The sequence below is a fragment of the Mesoterricola silvestris genome (assembly GCF_030295405.1).
Taxonomy (GTDB): Bacteria; Acidobacteriota; Holophagae; order Holophagales; family Holophagaceae; genus Mesoterricola; species Mesoterricola silvestris.
On sequence record NZ_AP027080.1, the window covers coordinates 4,754,827 to 4,771,663 of the forward strand.

18 protein-coding genes are annotated in these 16,837 nt (G+C 69.4%); 11 read left to right on the top strand and 7 right to left on the bottom strand.

Annotation, left to right across the window (positions count from 1 at the left end; translation table 11 throughout):
* The 10 genes from R2J76_RS20410 to R2J76_RS20455 all read left to right on the top strand — a co-directional run bounded on the left by R2J76_RS20410 (position 1) and on the right by R2J76_RS20455 (position 6,457).
* Entirely contained in the window at positions 1 to 636 is a 636-nt protein-coding gene (locus tag R2J76_RS20410) for a QcrA and Rieske domain-containing protein (RefSeq protein WP_316413514.1), read from the top strand.
* Complete coding sequence (locus tag R2J76_RS20415) at positions 629 to 2,203, top strand: cytochrome b N-terminal domain-containing protein (RefSeq protein WP_316413515.1); 1,575 nt, start codon at positions 629 to 631, stop codon at positions 2,201 to 2,203. Before R2J76_RS20410 ends, R2J76_RS20415 begins: the two co-directional genes overlap by 8 nt.
* A gap of 1 nt (position 2,204) precedes the next feature.
* On the top strand, positions 2,205 to 2,495 hold the full coding sequence (locus tag R2J76_RS20420; RefSeq protein ID WP_316413516.1) for a hypothetical protein: 291 nt from the start codon (positions 2,205 to 2,207) through the stop codon (positions 2,493 to 2,495).
* Between the two features lie 4 nt (positions 2,496 to 2,499).
* Positions 2,500 to 2,766: a hypothetical protein gene (locus R2J76_RS20425; RefSeq protein ID WP_316413517.1), complete on the top strand. Its 267-nt coding sequence runs from the start codon at positions 2,500 to 2,502 to the stop codon at positions 2,764 to 2,766.
* A gap of 8 nt (positions 2,767 to 2,774) precedes the next feature.
* On the top strand, positions 2,775 to 4,007 hold the full coding sequence (locus R2J76_RS20430) for a cytochrome b N-terminal domain-containing protein (protein ID WP_316413518.1): 1,233 nt from the start codon (positions 2,775 to 2,777) through the stop codon (positions 4,005 to 4,007).
* Entirely contained in the window at positions 4,008 to 4,412 is a 405-nt protein-coding gene (locus R2J76_RS20435) for a hydrogenase iron-sulfur subunit (protein ID WP_316413519.1), read from the top strand.
* A gap of 1 nt (position 4,413) precedes the next feature.
* Positions 4,414 to 4,548 carry a hypothetical protein gene (locus tag R2J76_RS20440; protein WP_316413520.1) on the top strand — a complete coding sequence of 45 codons (135 nt, stop codon included), beginning with the start codon at positions 4,414 to 4,416 and terminating at the stop codon, positions 4,546 to 4,548.
* A 10-nt stretch (positions 4,549 to 4,558) separates the two neighbouring features.
* A complete protein-coding gene (locus R2J76_RS20445; protein WP_316413521.1) occupies positions 4,559 to 4,732 on the top strand; it encodes a hypothetical protein in 174 nt (57 codons plus the stop codon).
* Positions 4,733 to 4,741: 9 nt separating this feature from the next.
* Positions 4,742 to 4,927 (top strand): cbb3-type cytochrome oxidase assembly protein, encoded by a 186-nt coding sequence (locus R2J76_RS20450; RefSeq protein ID WP_316413522.1) that lies wholly within the window; start codon positions 4,742 to 4,744, stop codon positions 4,925 to 4,927.
* A gap of 72 nt (positions 4,928 to 4,999) precedes the next feature.
* The gene (locus R2J76_RS20455) at positions 5,000 to 6,457 is read left to right on the top strand and encodes a hypothetical protein (protein ID WP_316413523.1); all 1,458 of its coding nucleotides are present in this window, start codon (positions 5,000 to 5,002) and stop codon (positions 6,455 to 6,457) included.
* Between the two features lie 143 nt (positions 6,458 to 6,600).
* On the opposite strand, the gene R2J76_RS20460 is transcribed toward R2J76_RS20455, so the two are convergent.
* From R2J76_RS20460 to R2J76_RS20480, 5 genes are all read right to left on the bottom strand, one after another.
* A complete protein-coding gene (locus R2J76_RS20460; protein ID WP_316413524.1) occupies positions 6,601 to 8,085 on the bottom strand; it encodes a hypothetical protein in 1,485 nt (494 codons plus the stop codon).
* 1,096 nt (positions 8,086 to 9,181) lie between these two features.
* A complete protein-coding gene (locus R2J76_RS20465) occupies positions 9,182 to 10,891 on the bottom strand; it encodes a M56 family metallopeptidase (protein WP_316413525.1) in 1,710 nt (569 codons plus the stop codon).
* A complete protein-coding gene (locus R2J76_RS20470; RefSeq protein WP_316413526.1) occupies positions 10,888 to 11,259 on the bottom strand; it encodes a BlaI/MecI/CopY family transcriptional regulator in 372 nt (123 codons plus the stop codon). Before R2J76_RS20470 ends, R2J76_RS20465 begins: the two co-directional genes overlap by 4 nt.
* Positions 11,260 to 11,667: 408 nt before the next feature.
* Positions 11,668 to 12,276, bottom strand: coding sequence for a Maf family protein (locus tag R2J76_RS20475; protein WP_316413527.1), 609 nt, complete (start codon positions 12,274 to 12,276; stop codon positions 11,668 to 11,670).
* Positions 12,277 to 12,352: 76 nt separating this feature from the next.
* Positions 12,353 to 14,512: a glutamine synthetase III family protein gene (locus R2J76_RS20480; protein ID WP_316413528.1), complete on the bottom strand. Its 2,160-nt coding sequence runs from the start codon at positions 14,510 to 14,512 to the stop codon at positions 12,353 to 12,355.
* Positions 14,513 to 14,697: 185 nt separating this feature from the next.
* On the opposite strand from R2J76_RS20480, the gene nadA reads away from it, so the two are divergent.
* A complete protein-coding gene (nadA, locus tag R2J76_RS20485; protein WP_316413529.1) occupies positions 14,698 to 15,666 on the top strand; it encodes a quinolinate synthase NadA in 969 nt (322 codons plus the stop codon).
* Here the strand turns inward: nadA and R2J76_RS20490 are convergent, their stop codons facing one another.
* The gene (locus R2J76_RS20490) at positions 15,667 to 16,422 is read right to left on the bottom strand and encodes a hypothetical protein (protein WP_316413530.1); all 756 of its coding nucleotides are present in this window, start codon (positions 16,420 to 16,422) and stop codon (positions 15,667 to 15,669) included.
* Positions 16,423 to 16,424: 2 nt separating this feature from the next.
* Complete coding sequence (locus R2J76_RS20495; RefSeq protein ID WP_316413531.1) at positions 16,425 to 16,820, bottom strand: acyl-CoA thioesterase; 396 nt, start codon at positions 16,818 to 16,820, stop codon at positions 16,425 to 16,427.
* Positions 16,821 to 16,837: the final 17 nt, after the last annotated feature.

Sequence of the window (16,837 nt, forward strand, 5' to 3'; positions counted from 1 at the left end):
ATGAAGGAGAACCAGCGCCGGCTCTTCCTGAAGGCCATCACGAGCATCCCCATCCTGGGGGGCGCCGTGCTGGCCGCCAGCGCCCTGATCCGGTACTTCAAGCCCACCACCGTCGGGGGCGTCAAGGGCCTCGTGGCCCCCCCCGACGAGGCCGGCAGCAGCATCCAGGTCGTGGCCGCCCTGAGCGAACTCACCCAGCCCTGGGACTTCAAGGAGTTCATCTACATCCGCAAATCCGTGGAGTATTCCAGCCGCAAGATCCAGGGCGCCAAGATCCCCGGCTTCGTGGTGCGCATGCCGGACGAATTCACGGACCCCAAGGATCCCAAATCCAAGTTCGTGGTGGTCCAGCGCATCTGCCCCCACCTGGGCTGCACCTTCAATTTCGTGAAGAGCCCCGAGGAGCTGGCCGGCGGCTACAACTACAAGCCCCCCGCGCCCACCCACCCCTACTTCGCCTGTCCCTGCCACCTGTCGGTGTACGACCCCACCCGCAAGACCGACGTGGCCCTCCAGGGCCCCCTGCCCGGCAAGGTGGTGTCGGGCCCGGCCCCCCGTCCACCCCGCACCATGTCCTTCGACATCAAGGACGGACAGATCCTGATCACCGGCACGGAAGGAGGCGGCGTTGGTTAAGGCCATTCCCTATCTCATCCAGGGCCTCCTGCACGCGCCCGGCACCTTCCGGAAGTGGTTCCAGGAGCGGTGGGCCAAGATGCAGCTCTTCGACGAGGGCCGCACGGACCAGGCCCGGACCAACCCCTGGTACACCCTCGGCGGCATGTGGTACTGGGTCTGGATGCTGGTGATCTTCAGCGGCGTGGTGCTGATGATCTACTACGTGCCCGTCACGGACCAGGCCTACCACTCCATCGAGCGCATCCAGCACAACTGGCGCTGGGGCCCCGTGCCCATCGGCTCCCTGGTGCGCGGCCTCCACAAGTACGGGGCCGACGCCTTCATCATCCTGGCCACCATGCGGGTCTACCGCATGTGGTTCACGGGCGAATACAAGCAGGGCAACGAGTTCACCTTCATCATCGCCCTGCTGCTGCTGATCATCGGCATGTATTCCGGCCTCACGGGCTACCTCCTCATCTGGAACCAGCGCGCCCTGTGGGCCACCAAGGTCATGGCCACCTTCCCCACCTACCTGGACCAGAACCCCAGCTGGCTCCCCGGCGGCAACCTCATCAACTGGACCAACCAGGGCAAGACCACCGCGCAGATCCTCCTGGGCGGCACCAGCATCGGGCCCGCCACGGTGACCCGGTTCTACGCCTTCCACTTCATGCTCAGCTTCATCCCCATGATCTTTTTCGAGCTGCGGGTGTACCGCCTGGGCTTCAAGCGCATGAACATCAGCAACTGGTCCAAGCTGGCGGTGTTCGCCATCATCCTGGCCATCGCCGTCATGATCCCCGCGGCCCAGGGCAGCCCGGCCAACCCCGAGGTGACCCCCAACCCCATCCTGTCGGACTGGTACTTCCTGGCCATGTATCACTTCCTGAAGCTCCAGGACCCCTACCTGGCCACAGTTCTCACCGTGGCCATCCCCTTCCTGGTGCTGACGTCCATGTTCCTGGACCGCCGGCCCGAGCGGGAATGGGGCAAGCGCCAGATCTTCAACTGGATCGGCATCGGCGGCCTCATCTACTTCGTGGTCTTCAGCTTCCTCATCCTCAACGGCATCGCCGACCTGCACCGGGACGCGCCGCTGTGGTACTTCTCCATGGGCGGCTTCCTCCTGGCGGGCTACATCCAGGACTGGGCCTACGTCATGCGGCGGGACCAGAAGCGGTGGTGGGAGACCTTCCACCTCTTCTTCGTGGCCTTCATCCTCGTGTGCATGTCCGCCAACACCCTCTACCACTACTTCGGCGATATCCGGGAGTGGAACGTGCTGGGCCGGGCCCAGATGCCCGATGTCCTGGCCCGGCTCCAGAAGGCCAACCCCCTGGCCACCCCCGACATGGCCTTCGAGTGGCTGGAGAAGAACCGGCCCGGCCTGAACCTCTGGCTCACCAGCCACAAGGGGCCCAACAAGCCCGCGGGCATGGAGCTCTGGCTGGTGCACGTGATCGCCTGGCTGGGCATCCTCGCCTCGGGCACCGTCATCGGCCTGGGCAGGTGGGGGCGCCGCAAGAAGGCCGAAGCGCTGGCGGCGCTGGCCAAGGCCAAGCCCCGGGCGGCGGGGGCCTGACATGTATTCCCTCCGGCAGATCCAGGCCTGCAAGTGGACCGGAGCGGTCCTGGCCGTGGGCGTGCTCAGCGCCACCTTCGGCCGCTGGAACGCCTTCAGGGCGGCCCCGGCCCCGGGCACCTATGCCGGCATCCTGGGGGCCCTCACGGGCTTCCTGCTCCTCATGACCTCCCTGGCCGTGGTGGTCTACGCGGAAGAGAAGGCCAAAGGGCGCATCACCCGCCCCCGGCCCCTCCTCGATCGCATCGCCGACCGCCTTTTCCTGAAACGCGACGAACATGACCAAGGTTGAGCCCATGCGCAAGCGACCCATCTTCGGTGTGATCTTCCTGCTGACCGGCCTCGGCATCTTCGGCTACTTCATCCTGCACAGCGTGCTCACGGAAGTGGGCCCGCCCCCCGGGGTGCCGGTGCCCGCGCCGCTGCGCATGGAGACCACCAACAAGGAACCCTTCCGCGAATTCGACGTGGTCAAGTGGCTGGGCTGGGCCTTCGTGGTGGCGGCCCTGGCCGAAGTGGGCGCCGCCTACCTGGCCAAGCAGCGCACCACCCTGGACCAGTAGGGGACGACATGTACCGCAAATTCCTGCGCCTCACCAAGAGCCTCACCGTCAGCTTCGAGAAGCTGGTCAACTTCGTCACCACCCAGGAGCACAACCCCCTGTACTTCCACGGGGCCCTCCCCCTCTACACGTTCTGGTTCCTCATCTTCTCGGGCATCCTGCTGTGGATGTACTACATCCCCACCCTGGACCGGGCCTGGTCCAGCGTGAACTACATCTCGGCCCTGCCCACCCCGGGCGACCCCATCAACCTGGCCGCGGGCATCCCCTACGGCGCCGTGGTGCGGGGCATCCACCGCTGGGGGGCGGCGGCCATGATGATCGTCACCCTGCTGCACATGTTCCGGGTCTACTTCACCGACCGCCACCGGGCCTGGCGCTGGCTGCCCTGGGTCACGGGGGTGGGCCTGCTGGTCTTCGTGCTCTTCGTGGGCCTCAGCGGCTACCTCCTGGTGTGGGACGCCCGGGCCTACTACATCGTGGTGGCCACCCAGCACCTCTTCGACGGCGTGCCCGTCATCGGCGCGGCCCTCTCCAGCTTCCTGGTGGGCGGCGAGGGCATCACGGACTACACCCTCACCCGCTTCCTCTTCTTCCACGTGGGCGGGGCCGTGGCGATCTTCTTCCTGGTGTGGATGCACTTCATCCGCCTCAAGGAGCCCGTGGTCACCCCCAGCCGGGCCACCAACTTCCTGCTGCTGGGCTTCATCCTCCTGGCCGCGGGCACCCTGCCCGCCATCAACATCACCCACGAGCTCCTGGCCAAGTACGGCCACGACCCCCGCATCGCCGCCCAGGCCGCCTACATCGCCAGCGACGCCCCGGCCCAGATCGGCACCCTGGTGGAGACCATCCGCTACGACGCCTGGTACATGTTCCCCTACTGGCTCATCCAGAACGTGGGCACCACCTGGACCTGGCTGATCCTGGGCGGCTCCACGCTCCTGCTCTGCGTGGCGCCCTTCTATCCCAAGGACCGCCGGGCCAACATCGCCGAGGTCGTCGAAGCGAAATGCACGGGCTGCACCTTCTGCAGCCTGGATTGCCCCTTCGAGGCCATCACCATGGTGGACCGGGCCCCGGGCAGCAAGTTCAAGCAGATCGCCGTCGTGCAGGCGGCCCGGTGCAGCGAGTGCGGCATCTGCGTGGGGGCCTGCCCCTTCCAGGCCATCGAGCTGCCCGAACTGCACTCCAAGACCCTGGAGGCCGATCTCCTGGCCCTCGTGAAGAAGGGAGCCTGAATGTCCGACCCCAAACGCACCGTCATCGGTTTCGTCTGCGAGCGCAGCCTTCCGGTGGAACGCATGCTGGACGAGCACAAGACCCTCCTGGACGACCCGGACACCAAGTTCGTCGTGGTGCCCTGCTCCGGGATGGTCAAGCCCACCCTCCTGGAGGCGGCCCTGGCCAACGGCGCCGACGCCACCTTCGTGTGCGGCTGCGCCATCGGCGACTGCCACTACCGCACCGGCAACCTCATGATCCGCGAGCGCCTGGAAGGCAAGCGTAACCCCAAGCTCCGCAAGACCACCGACCGCCGCAAGGTGGGCATGTTCTTCGTGACCATGAAGGACCGGGTGGCCTTCCTGGAGGCCCTGGCCGCCTTCAAGGCCGGCCTGGACGCCCCACCCGCGCAGGAGGACTAGCATGGCCACCCCCGCCAAGAAGGCCGAGAATCCGACCAAGGACTACGTCGTGATGCTCCGCTACCTCCTCTTCTACCTGTTCTTTTTCGGATTGCTCTACCTCGTCGCCCTCTTCGGCGAAGTGGCCGAGAAGTGAGGAGCCGCCCATGACCGAACCCAACGAAGCTCCCCGCCCCGAAGGGGAGGAGCCCCCCGTCTCCCTCGTGAAGATCCTCCAGGAGAACCCCTTCCTGGTGAAGATGCTTGTCTTCTTCTTCCTCATGCTCTTCGTGCCCCTGGTGCTGGCCTGGAAGTTCGACCTGTTCCTCGTGGCCAATTAGGCGGACCCCATGGACCATCCCAACTGGACCCTCATCATCGTCTTCACCGCCGTGGGCCTCGCCTTCGCCGCGGGCTTCGTCCTCTTCGCCCTGTGGGCCATCCGCGACGGCCAGTTCAAGGACGTCGAAGGGGTGAAGTTCCGCATGCTCGAGGACTTCAATCCCAAGAAGGGCCGGCGGGAGGTCAAAGACTGATCCAGAAGGTGCCGGAGTTCCGGCTGGGAACGCGCTAGGATCAGTGGAGCCACCCACCCAGGAGGAACGCCCATGCCATCGCAGGAGACCGGCCAGCAACCTGCGCGGCTCCTGGGGGTCGCTCCCATCATCTGGGCGCTGGTGGGCCTTTCCATTCTCCTGCTGCCCATGCTCATCGTCGCGACGGGCTACCTGCCACTGGACGATGCGCTCCGACACGCGGCCAAGGCCGTGGACGGCCGGCCATGGTCCCAGATCCTGGTGCTGCGCGAAGGCATCATGGGGGATCCCAACGCGGCCTGGCACGGGCTCCTGAGATCGGTCCACCTGGCAACGGGCTGTGGGCCGGAAGCCCTGGTGGTGGGGTCCGTGGTGGTTCTGTGCTCCCTGGTGCTGGCGGCGCCCTTGGCTTGCATGCGCGCCCCGGAGGCGTGGATCGGCGCATGGGCCCTCGCGCTGGTCACCGAGGCACCCCTTGCCCGGCTGATGCTCGGCCGGCCCTTCCTTGTGAATATGGCCTGCCTCGTGGCCATCATGGCCTTATGGAGCCGGCCCGGGCCCAGGTCCGCCTGGCGTAGCGGAGGCACGCTTCTCCTCTTCACACTGGCGGCGCTCATGCACGGGAGTTGGTATCTTGCCGCCGTCATCCCCCTGGCCTTCCTGCTGGCAGGCCGTATCCAGGACAGCGCGACCCTGGCCGTCTTGTGGGCGACAGGAAGCGTGCTGGCCGGAATCCTCACGGGCCATCCCGTCGAATTCCTCCTGGGCGAGCTCATTCACATGGTCCACGCCCTCAAGGGCACGTCCACCCCAGGCATCCTTGTGCCGGAATTGCGCCCCTCCGGAGGCAACGGCCTTCTTGCCCTGACCTGCCTTGGCGCCGTGGCCTTCTCCCTCCTCCGGGACCCAAAACCCGAACGCCTCCTGCGCGACCCCCTCTTCGTCCTGGCCGTGCTTTGCTGGGTTTTCGGCCTGAAATTCCGGCGGTTCTGGGCGGATTGGGGACTTCCCTGCGCCATGCTCTGGATTGCTTTCGAGGCCGAGCCCTACCTCCTGCGCCTTGGCCAGCGGGCACCCCTCCGGCGCCTCCAACTGGCCGGTGGCATCTGCCTGAGCTTCCTCCTCCTGGGCAGCGCCGACCTGAACGCCCGCTGGACAGCCAGCCTTCGGAAGACCTATGTCACGGCAGATGTGCCCGGCATAGGCCCCTGGCTCCCCGCCCCGGGCGGAATTTTCTATGCCCCTGGCATGGATTTCTTTTTCGAGACCTTCTTCCGGAACCCAGGAGCTCCATGGCGGTACATGGTGGGCTACGAGCCTTCCATGATGCCCCCCCACGACCTGGAGGTCTTCCGCCAGACCATCGCCAGCCCTTCGCCCGCTGACGCCATCCAACCCTGGATCCGGTCCATGCGCCCCGAGGACCGCCTGGCCCTGCGCGGCCTACCCACCGTCCCTCCCGGCATCCAGACCCTGGAGTGGTTCCACGTGGGGGGGGACCTCTGGATCGGCCGTAAGCCCAGGCGCTAGTTGCGGACCCTGAAATTCCGAGCCGTCTCTGGGTAGAGCATGGTTCCCATGGGGTTCCTACGGCGGCGTCCGGAGGCACGAGGGCCGTGTCGGGGCCGCGCACACGCATGAGGGTGCCCGCCCGGAGCCTGGACGGCCGGGTCCTATTCCAGGAGCGCCGCTTCGCCCCCTCCGGCGATCCCATGCCCTGACGGGATCAGCCCCGAGACCTCCCCTCCCAGGGGGGTGGCGACCGTGAAGGCCCGGGGTCCGCCCCCGGCCTCCGCCACCGTGGCCACGATGAGGTGGTCCGCCACCACCCGGAACCCGCGGGCCGGCATCCCGTCCAGGGTCACGGCCGCGGCGTCCGTGAAGCCCGAACCGGCCAGGAAGACCGTGCGGAACCCCCAGGCGGCCGGTCCCACCAAGGCCCGGTCCACCCTGGGCCGGACCAGGGCCCTGAGCTTGCGGCCGGCGGCGTTGTCCCAGGGGCCCGCGGCCGCCTCGAACACCTGGCCCAGGGTGGCCGGGCCCGCCCCCGCCACCGCGTCCAGCAGCGCCTGGTCGGCGTCGTTGAGGAAAAGGTGGAGGGTCGCCGCCGCCCGGTCCTCAAGGCGCACCAGCGTCCAGAAGGCGGTGGTGGTCCCGTGATCCAGGCCCACCAGGTTCATGACCCCGCCCGGCGAGGACAGGACGAAGAAGCCGTCATCATGCACGTGCACGGGTCCCGGGAAGAAATCCCCGGCGGCGTGGCCCTGGAAATGGAAGGCGGGACCGGCGTCGAAGAGGCCCACCTCCACGGTCCGCCCCCGGTTGTAGGCCGCGGGTGCCGCCACGAAGCCGGGCGCTTCCGGATCCGTCCAGTAGTGGGGCCGGAACAGGTAGCCCGCGTCGTCCAGGTAGGGCATGTCCTGGCTCACGCAGAAGAGGTCCACCCGGTCCTCCGGGATCCCCAGGGCGCGGACCCGGTCCCGGAGGGCGGCCGGCACGGCCTCCAGGAAGACCCGCGGCAGCCCCAGGGCCAGAGTGCAGAAGGTCCCCGTGGATTTCCCGGGGCGGAGGTTGTCCAGCAGGGGATTGTAGTCATGGAAAATGGGAATCTTCGGGAAGTGGAGGGCCCCGTACTGGGAGGTGCGCATCCCCGCGGGGACGTCCAGCAGATGGAAACCCGGGTTCCAGGGGTCCAGGAGGGGCATATTCCCGGGGACCACCCGCACCGGGGCCAGGGGGGTGGCCAGGAACGAGGGCCTGTGCCCTTCGGGCGGAGTCACCGTGAACACCGGGGTCGCCACCCCGGCGCCATCGCCTCCCGCATGGAACCCGAATGCGCCGCTGGCCAGGCCTGGCGGAATGACGAAATGCAGGGTCGTGCCGTCCTCCAGCATCTGGTCCTCCAGGACCGCGCCGTCCCTGCCCAGGGGACCGGCCCAGTCCAGGTCCCGGCCGCGCACCGTCACCACCGTTCCCGGCGGTCCCGTCCGCGGCGTCATGCTCTCCACCCTCACATCCGCCGTGACCAGGAAGGCCTCGCTGGTGGCGGTGCCCGCCGCCGTCTCCACCTCGAAGGGCGCCCGCGTCCCGGGCGCGACCGGAGGCACCCCCACATCGATGCGTCCCGGCCCGGTGACGGTGAACAGGCCCGCGGGCAACGGGATTCCCCCAAAGCGGACGGTCAGGCCCCCCTGGAACGGTCCCCCGGTCAAGACAAGGGCCGAGCCCACCGGGCCGCTGGTTCTGTTGAGGGTGGCAGTGATGGGCCCCGGGGGCGGCACGGGGGGGGCCACCGGGCCAGGCTCGGTGGCCGGTGCGGGTGGGGCAAGGGGCGCTGGCCCGGCCGGCGGGATTGGTGGGGGAGCAGGCGTGGTAACGGGAATCGGGCCAGTCACAGGAACGGGCGCAGGGCCCGGGACCGGTTCAAGCGCCGGAACGGGTGTAGGGGCGGGGACCGGTTCGGGCGAAGGTACGGGCAGAGGTTGGGGCGCCGGAGCGGGCGTGGGCGCGGGCAGAGGTTGGGGCGCCGGAGCGGGCGTGGGTACGGGCACCGGTTCGGGCGTAGGTGCGGGCGTAGGTGCAGGCACCGGTTGAGGCGCCGGAACAGGCGTGGGTGCGGGCACCGGCTGGGGCGCCGGGACCGGCGTGGGGACGGGGACCGGCGCGTGCGCGGGAGGCGCCACGCCTACCGGAGTCCCCTTCCCCCGTTCGGGACCTCCCCCGCCGCAGGCCAGGAGCAGCGCCATCCCTGCCGCCGCCGAAACCCTTCGTCCTGGAAGCAGATCATTTGAAATGTCCATAGGCCTGGAAGTCCTCCGCTCCCACGCCCTGAAGCATGGCGCCCCCAGGCCGGAGGTTCCCGGAGGCCGGCCGGTGGGCTGCCCTGCGTCCAGCTAGCCCAACGTCCCGACCCCCTCCGTCTTTGGCCCACACATCGGTAATCCCCTTCAGAATTCGCATAACAACCACGTGCCTCCGACCTTGGGGCCATGTCCATCCCCTGCATCCTGGGCATCCTTTTCATCCCTGTTCCCGCAGGGCAATAGCTGGGATGGGTCGGCGCATGCAAATCAAGCGCGCGCCGCCCCATCTCATCCCTTGCCCAGCGGGAACAGGGATGAAATCGGATGAACAGGATGAAGGGGATCCGCCCTCGAACTCGGCCCGTTCCCGGCTGAGACGCCGGACCGCAGGCTTCATGGATTGGCTATATGGGCTTCGGTGGCGCAAGTTGGGATGGGTCGGACACCTGGGCTAGGGCCGTCCCATTTGGAAGGCGAAGGTCTTCCAGGTCCCGTCCAGGGGCACCCGCGCCTCCCCGGAGGTTCCCTCCAGGAGATCCGTGCACCGCACGCGGACCGTGGCGCCGCCGCGGAAATCCAGGGTCACCCGGGGGTGGGACTCGGTCCATGGGGTCCCGGGTTCGCCGCCGCCGGCGGCCACCGAACCGTAGGGCTTTCCGCCGGGATCCTCCGGAAGGACCTCGAGTTTCAGCGGGCCCCGGTGGCTCACCCGGGTCCAGACGGTCCAGGTGGAGCCGCTGCGGCGCAGGGTGCCATCCACCCAGCCCTGGCCCAGGGGCGCCGCAGGCTGCACGGCCCTGGCCTCCAAGAGCCCCAGCACCAGGGCGCGGTAGCCCTCGGCCTCAGCGCCGGGGCGCCCGGCCTCCAGGGCCTCCTCGCCGCAGTTGTAGGCGGCCACGGCCTTGGCCTTGTCGCCCTTGTACCGGTCCAGGAGGAATTTCAGGTAGCGGGCGCCGGCGGAGGCCACTTCGCCGGGATCCTCCAGGTTCCGCGCGCCGAAGCGGGTGGCGGTGGCGGGCAGGACCTGGAGGATGCCCTGGGCCCCCAGGGGGCTCCGGGCCTTGGGGTTGAGGCCGCTCTCGGCCCAGGCCATGGATCGCAGGAGCTGGGGGTCCAGGCCCTCCCTGGCGGCCAGGGCATCCAGTTCGGCGATCACCCGCGCATCGGCCTGGATGGGCGGCATCGCCGGGGTGCCCGCGCGCAGGGCCAGGGCGGCGAAGGGGGCCAGCAGGACCAGGGCGGGGCCCAGGGAGCCGGGGCGGGAAACGACAGGTGGAGTCAGGAGACGTCGGATGCGTTCGTGCAAGATTCCTCCGCGGGCCGCGAGGGCCAATGAGGTGAGGTGGGGCTGGACATCGTCCAGCGCGTCGAGGGCCAGGGCCAGGCGCCGCGGGTCGCCGATGGCCTTGGCGGCCAGGTCGTCGCAGAGGTGTTCCCGCGCGGTCCGGATCCGGCGGGACAGCCACCACACCACAGGGTGGTGGAAGCAGAGCACCTCGATGACGCCCTGGAAAAGGTTGACCAGATAGTCCAGGCGGGCCACGTGGGCCAGTTCGTGGGCCAGGAGGGCCTCCAGGTAGGCTTCGGGAAGGGCCGTGAAGAGGGCCGCGGGCACCAGCACCACCGGCCGCCAGAGCCCCACCGCCACGGGCGTCGCCACCCGGGACGAGGCCCGCAGGAGCACCCGCCCCCGCACCCCCAGGTCCCGGGCCAGGGCCGCGAAGCGCCCCTCCCAGGCTTCCGGGGCCCCCGTGGCCCGGCGCCGCCAGGCCACGGTGGTCAGCCAGCCCCCGCCCAGGCGGATCCCCATGGCCGTGGCGCCCAGGGCCCAGGCCACCGCGATCCAGCCCACGTGCCCGGCCATCCAGGCCAGGCTCCCGCCGGCCTGCGTCACGGGCGCCGGGACCGGGACGGCCTCCAGGCCCGCCCCCGCCCCCGCGCCCCCAGCCAGGGCCGCGGAATTCTCCGCGAGCCCCCGGGCGAAGCCCGCGGCCGGCAGCACCAGGCACAGCACCAGGGCCCCCAGGGCAATGCCGTACTGGGCCCGGGGCCGGCCGGGCCCCACGGCCCGCAGCAGCAGGGCCGCCACCGCCCCCACCACCGCCAACTGCCACAGCGAATGGACCAGCGCCCACCCCAGGGCCGGCACGGCGCCGTTCATTTGGAATTCCCCAGGAGGGCGCGGATGCGCTCCTTCTCCTCCGGCGAGACGGAACCCGCCCCCAGCGCCGCCTGCACCAGGGCCAGGGCCGATCCCCCGAAGAGCCGGTCCCGCAGATCCGCCACGAGGCCCTGCTCCATGGACGCCCGGGGATGGGCCGCGCGGTACACATGGGATCGCGCCGATTCGTCCCGCGCCACCAGCCCCTTTTCCAGCATCACCTGGAGCATGCGCAGGGCCCCGGTGTAGGTGTACTCCTGCCGGCTGGCCAGCGCCGCCTGCACGTCCTTCACGGGCACCGGCCCCAGATCCCAGAGGATCTTCAGGATCTTGAGTTCGGCTTCGGTGGGGCGGGGCGGATGGGGCATGGGATCTCCACTACTCAAATCTGTCTACTCAATTTGGTGTAGTTGTTCCTTTCCGTCAAGGGGGGAATTTGGGGCGGGACAAACGGAGCGGATGGGTCCCGGACGGGCGCCCCGGTTCGCCATCGCCGCTGAAGGGCCCAAGGGGGATCCCCTCTTTCATCCCTTTCATCCTGTTCATCCGGTTTCATCCCCGTTTCCGCAGGGCCAGCGATGAGGTGGCCCGGCGCGTCGCTGACCTGCATGCGCCGACCCATCCCTGCTCTGGCCCTGCGGGAACAGGGATGAAATCGGATGAACAGGATGAAGGGGATCAGCCGTCTCACGGTGCCCGTTCCCGGCCGAGGAGCCAGAGTGAATATCCATCTGCTGGCTTCGGCAGTGATCGTTGGAGTGGGTCGGAGACCTGGGCTAGGGCATCCCGATCCAGAGCCCCAGCAGCCCCAGGCGGCGCGCCAGCTCCGCGAAGCGCTCCACCGGGAACCCCATGACGGTGGCGAAGCTGCCTTCGATGCGTTCGATGAACAGGGCGGCGATGCCCTGGGCCGCGTAGCCCCCGGCCTTGTCCATGGGCTCGCCGGAGGCGGCGTACCACTCGGCCTGCTTCTTCTGGATGGGACGCAGGTAGACGTCGGCGGTGTCCACCAGGGTGTAGACCTCGGAGTTGCGGCGCAGGCACAGGCCCGTGTGCACCTGGTGGCTGCGGCCCTGGATGAGCATGAGCATGCGCACGGCATCCTCCTGGGAGGCGGGCTTGCCCAGGATGTGGTGGTCCACGGCCACGGTGGTGTCGGCGGCGATGATCCAGCGGTCGGGGTTCACGATCCCCACGATCTCGGCCTTGGCCTGGGCGAGGCGGATGACCATGGATTCGGGATCCTCGCCGGGGCGGGGCGTCTCGTCCACCTCGGGAGCCCACACTTCGTACGGGATCTGCAGGGCCTCCATCCAGTGCCGGCGCCGGGGGGACACCGACGCCAGGATGGGGGGCGGCACGTGCAGGGTGATGTCGTCGGGCATGGCGGACCTTCCGGCCGGGAGAGGCCAATCTCCGAGTCTCCCATCATCGGGTCCGGATCTTGATCGAAAATGTGGGTCAGATGAGGGGGGCCAGGAGCTCCCGGTACACCGGGATGGGCCACCGGGCGGCGCTGCAGTCCTTTTCCAGCTGGTCCAGCACGTCCCTCAGCAGGTCCTGGGCGTGGCGCACGCTGCCTCCGTAGGCCTCGGTGCGCGCGTGGTGGGTTTCCAGGGCCTCCGCGGCCACCATGGCCGCCTTGAGGGCCACCAGGCGCTCCTGGGCCACCCCGGCGAGGCGGGTCTGGGTCTCCAGGGCGGCCTTGAGGGGCGCGGGCACGGGGATGCCCAGGGTGGACAGGCTCCCCAGGGCGGCGGCCCGGGCCCCCAGATCCTCCAGGATCGCGGGCAGGAGCAGGGTCTCGGCCATCTCCCGCAGGACCTGGGCCTCGATGGACAGGGCCTTCTGGTACTGCTCGTGGCGGATGTGGAGGCGGGCCTCGCACTCCTCGGCGGTGAGGATGCGGCTCCGGCTGAAGACCTCCTTGGATTTGGCCTCCTCCCAGATGCGCAGCGCGGCGACGGTGTCCCGGGCGTGGGGCAGGCCCCGGCGCTCGGCCTCGGCCATCCACTCCTCGGAATAGCCGTTGCCCTCGAACCGGATGGCCCGGGTCTCGATGATGGCCTCCCGGATCACGGCCATGGCGGCGGCGCGGGTGCTCTTGCCCGAGGCGATCTCCTCGTCCATCCGCAGGTTCATGGCGTCCAGGGCCTCGGCCACCGTGGCGTTGATGACCGTGAGGGGGAAGGCGATGGCCTGGGAGGAGCCCACGGCGCGGAACTCGAACTTGTTGCCCGTGAAGGCGAAGGGGCTGGTGCGGTTGCGGTCCGTGGCGTCCTTCTCCAGGGCGGGCAGGCTCCCCAGCCTCAAGTCCAGGAGCTGCTTCTCGCTGGCGTCGGCCACGTCGCCGCGCTCGATGGCCTCCAGGATGTGATTGAGCTGGGAGCCCAGGTAGGCGCTCATGATGGCCGGCGGGGCCTCGTTGGCCCCCAGGCGGTGGTCGTTGCCCGCGAAGGCGATGGAGGCCCGCAGGAGCCCGCCGTGGCGGTGGATGGCCTTCAGGGTGGCCCCCAGGAAGTAGAGGAACTGCAGGTTCTCCTCGGGGGTCTTGCCGGGATCCAGCAGGTTGTGGCCCTCGTCCGTGGCCATGCTCCAGTTCACGTGCTTGCCCGAGCCGTTCACCCCGGCGAAGGGCTTCTCGTGGAGGAGGACGGCGAGGTTGTGGCGCTCCCCCACGCGCTTCATGATCTCCATGAGGAGCTGGTTGTGGTCCGAGGCCAGGTTCGCGGGCTCGTAGATGGGGGCCAGCTCGAACTGGTTGGGGGCCACCTCGTTGTGGCGGGTCTTGGCGGGGATGCCCAGCTTGAAGCACTCCAGTTCCACGTCCTGCATGAAGCCCAGCACCCGCTCCTTGATGCTGCCGAAATAGTGGTCCTCCAGCTCCTGGCCCTTGGGGGGCCGGGCCCCCTGAAGGGTGCGGTTGGCGAAGGTGAGGTCGGGCCGCTGCCGGGCCAGCTCCAGGTCCACCAGGAAGTACTCCTGCTCGGGCCCGCACTGGGGGACCACCTGGCTGGCCCGGCTTTCGAAGTGGCCCAGGGCGTGCAGGGCGGCCACGCTCACCGCCTCCATGGAGCGCAGCAGGGGGAGCTTGTTGTCCAGCGCCTCTCCGTGGTACCCCACGAAGGCGGTGGGGATGCACAGCGTCGTGCCCAGGGGGCTCTCGATGAGGAAGGCCGGGCTCGTGGCGTCCCACACGGTGTAGCCCCGGGCCTCGAAGGTGGCCCGCAGGCCCCCCGAGGGGAAGGAGCTGGCGTCGGGCTCGCCCTGGATGAGCTGGCTGCCGCTGAACTTCTCGATGACCACCCCCGCCTCGTCCCAGGCGATGAAGGCGTCGTGCTTCTCCGCGGTGGCGCCGGTCATGGGCAGGAACCAGTGGGTGAAGTGCGTGGCGCCGTGCTCCAGGGCCCACTCCTTCATGGCCTGGGCCACCCCGTGGGCGGTCTCCGGCGCCAGGGGCTCGCCCCGCTTGAGGCTGTGGCGGAAGGCCTTGAAGACCTCCCGGGGGAGCCGCTCCCGCATGGTCCGCTCGTTGAACGTGTTGCAGCCGAAGAACCGGCTCACCTTCATCTCGTCCAGGCTGTGGATGTCGGAACCTTTGATGGGCTGGGCGTTGGACATGCTGCCTCCTTGGATGGAAACGGCCCTGCCACCGGGGTCGGGGCCCAGGACGTTTCTGCGGGTGTGACTCAAGTCACAGCATAGGGAGTCCCCCCCCTCCCCTCAAGCGATTCGTGTAAATCCAACTATCTAATAAGATTGACGGTTGTAAAAAATGTTTTAGGCCGTTGCGGTAGAATCACCCCATGAGCGCGCCCGCCCCGTACGTCCCCGACCTGGAAACCATCGATCCCGCCCTGGACCTCCCGGCGGAAATCGCCCGGCTCCGGAAGGAGCGCAAGGCCGTGCTCCTGGCCCACTACTACCAGGAGCCCGAGATCCAGGACCTGGCGGACTTCGTGGGCGACAGCCTCCAGCTGGCCCAGGCCGCGGCCCGCACCGACGCGTCGGTCATCGCCTTCTGCGGCGTGCATTTCATGGCCGAGACCGCCAAGATCCTCAACCCCGGCAAGCGCGTCGTCATCCCGGACCTGGACGCCGGGTGCAGCCTCGCGGACCGCTGCCCCGCCGACGCCTTCGGGGCCTGGCTCAAGGACTACCCCGACCACGTGGTGGTCAGCTACATCAACTGCTCGGCCGGGGTGAAGGCCCTTTCCGACATCATCTGCACCAGCTCCAACGCCGTGCGGGTGGTGGAGAGCATCCCCCGGGACCGGAAGATCGTCTTCGCCCCGGACCGCCACCTGGGGCGCTGGGTCATGGGCCAGACGGGGCGGGACATGGTCCTTTGGCCCGGCTTCTGCATCGTCCACGAGCAGTTCACCGCCAACCGCCTGGCCCAGCTCAAGGCCCGCCACCCCGGCGCCAAGGTCATCGTCCACCCCGAGTGCGACGCCACCGTGAGCCGCATGGCGGACTTCGTGGGCAGCACCGCCGCCCTCCTGAAGTTCGTGGAGAAGGACCCCGCCCAGGCCTTCATCGTGGGCACGGAGGCCGGCATCCTCCACCAGATGAAGCGGCTCCGCCCCGGCGCCGAGCTGATCCCCATCCCCGCCGACAGCGGCTGCAACTGCGCCCTGTGCCCCTACATGAAGCTCAACAGCATCGAGAAGCTCTACCTCGCCCTGAGGGACCTGAAGCCCGAGATCGTCCTGGACGAGGACCTGCGCAGGCGCGCCCTGGGGCCCGTGGAGCGCATGCTCGCGCTGGGGTAGCTACTGGACCGTGGGATGGACCAGCGTCTCCGCGAGGCGGAGCGCCAGGGTCTCCAGGGGCGAGGCGATGCGCACCTCGCCGCCGGGCTGGGCCGGAACGGCCCGGAAGTGGGGCGGCGGCGCCAGGATCACTTCAGCTGGCCGCGGCTCCCGGGGCTCCAGGTCCCGCCAGGTGTCCAGGGGCACCCGGCGGCGCCGGGTCCCCAGGCCCATCTCCAGGGCCCCCGCCCAGTCCATGTCCAGGTCCAGCCAGGCCCCCAGCACCACGCCCGGGGCGTTGTCCAGGGCCAGGCAGCACCCGGCCGCGGCGCCGCCGGAAAGGCCCACCCAGGCCAGGGTGGGCACGGGGGGCTGGGCCAGGACGCCCCCGGGTCCCTGCACCGCCAGGTGGTCCAGGAAGGTCCCGTCCCAGCGCCGCACCGCGGCGGGCCGGGGGAGGCAGGGCAGCAGGTCCACGGCGGCGGCCCGGGGCGCCAGGGCCTCCGGGAGCCCCTGGCGGCCCTGCCACTTCTCCGCGTAGGCCACCACCTGCCGGGCCCGGTTCACGGCCCGGATCCCCCCCTCCAGGAGCTGGCGCAGACTGGGGGGCACCAGTTCGGCGGCCAGGGCCTCGGCCCGGCCCTCGCCCAGCTTGGCCAGGCGCAGCCGCTCCAGGCGATTGAGATCCACCACCCGCGAGGGATCGCTGGGCAACTGGGCCACCAGGGCCCGCCGTTCCGTGGGGCCCTCGGCCCAGCTTGCGGTGCCGAGCCTCATGCCTACTCCTGGGAACGCAGCCAAGCCTGGGTTTCGGAGCGGAGCGGCCGGGGCCGGCCCGTGGCGAAGTCCACCATGACCTGCACGGTCTGGCCCTCGGCCAGCACCACGTTGTCCTTGGGCCGCACCACCTTGTAGGCCAGGGAAAAGCTCGTGTGGCCCAGGTGCGAGCAGCGCAGGTCCACCCGCACCTCGTCCCCCAGCAGGATGGGCTTGCGGTAGTCCAGTTCGATCCTCGCCACCACGAAGCCCTCCTCCGTGAAGGGACGGCCCGCCAGGAGCTGGGCCCACCACGCCACCCGGGCGCACTCCAGGTAGGTGACGAAGGTCGCGTGGTTCACGTGCCCGAGCGCGTCCAGGTCCGCGAAACGCACGTCGATGCACTGGGAAAAGGCCATGGGGACTCCTGTTGACA

Excerpts from the sequence above, each read along its gene's own strand:
- R2J76_RS20410 (WP_316413514.1), top strand. The coding sequence starts at position 1 with ATGAAGGAGAACCAGCGCCGGCTCTTCCTGAAGGCCATCACGAGCATC.
- R2J76_RS20420 (WP_316413516.1), top strand. The coding sequence starts at position 2,205 with ATGTATTCCCTCCGGCAGATCCAGGCCTGCAAGTGGACCGGAGCGGTC.
- R2J76_RS20425 (WP_316413517.1), top strand. The coding sequence starts at position 2,500 with ATGCGCAAGCGACCCATCTTCGGTGTGATCTTCCTGCTGACCGGCCTC.
- R2J76_RS20430 (WP_316413518.1), top strand. The coding sequence starts at position 2,775 with ATGTACCGCAAATTCCTGCGCCTCACCAAGAGCCTCACCGTCAGCTTC.
- R2J76_RS20435 (WP_316413519.1), top strand. The coding sequence starts at position 4,008 with ATGTCCGACCCCAAACGCACCGTCATCGGTTTCGTCTGCGAGCGCAGC.
- R2J76_RS20440 (WP_316413520.1), top strand. The coding sequence starts at position 4,414 with ATGGCCACCCCCGCCAAGAAGGCCGAGAATCCGACCAAGGACTACGTC.
- R2J76_RS20445 (WP_316413521.1), top strand. The coding sequence starts at position 4,559 with ATGACCGAACCCAACGAAGCTCCCCGCCCCGAAGGGGAGGAGCCCCCC.
- R2J76_RS20450 (WP_316413522.1), top strand. The coding sequence starts at position 4,742 with ATGGACCATCCCAACTGGACCCTCATCATCGTCTTCACCGCCGTGGGC.
- R2J76_RS20455 (WP_316413523.1), top strand. The coding sequence starts at position 5,000 with ATGCCATCGCAGGAGACCGGCCAGCAACCTGCGCGGCTCCTGGGGGTC.
- R2J76_RS20465 (WP_316413525.1), bottom strand. The coding sequence starts at position 10,891 with ATGAACGGCGCCGTGCCGGCCCTGGGGTGGGCGCTGGTCCATTCGCTG.
- R2J76_RS20470 (WP_316413526.1), bottom strand. The coding sequence starts at position 11,259 with ATGCCCCATCCGCCCCGCCCCACCGAAGCCGAACTCAAGATCCTGAAG.
- R2J76_RS20475 (WP_316413527.1), bottom strand. The coding sequence starts at position 12,276 with ATGCCCGACGACATCACCCTGCACGTGCCGCCCCCCATCCTGGCGTCG.
- R2J76_RS20480 (WP_316413528.1), bottom strand. The coding sequence starts at position 14,512 with ATGTCCAACGCCCAGCCCATCAAAGGTTCCGACATCCACAGCCTGGAC.
- nadA (WP_316413529.1), top strand. The coding sequence starts at position 14,698 with ATGAGCGCGCCCGCCCCGTACGTCCCCGACCTGGAAACCATCGATCCC.
- R2J76_RS20490 (WP_316413530.1), bottom strand. The coding sequence starts at position 16,422 with ATGAGGCTCGGCACCGCAAGCTGGGCCGAGGGCCCCACGGAACGGCGG.
- R2J76_RS20495 (WP_316413531.1), bottom strand. The coding sequence starts at position 16,820 with ATGGCCTTTTCCCAGTGCATCGACGTGCGTTTCGCGGACCTGGACGCG.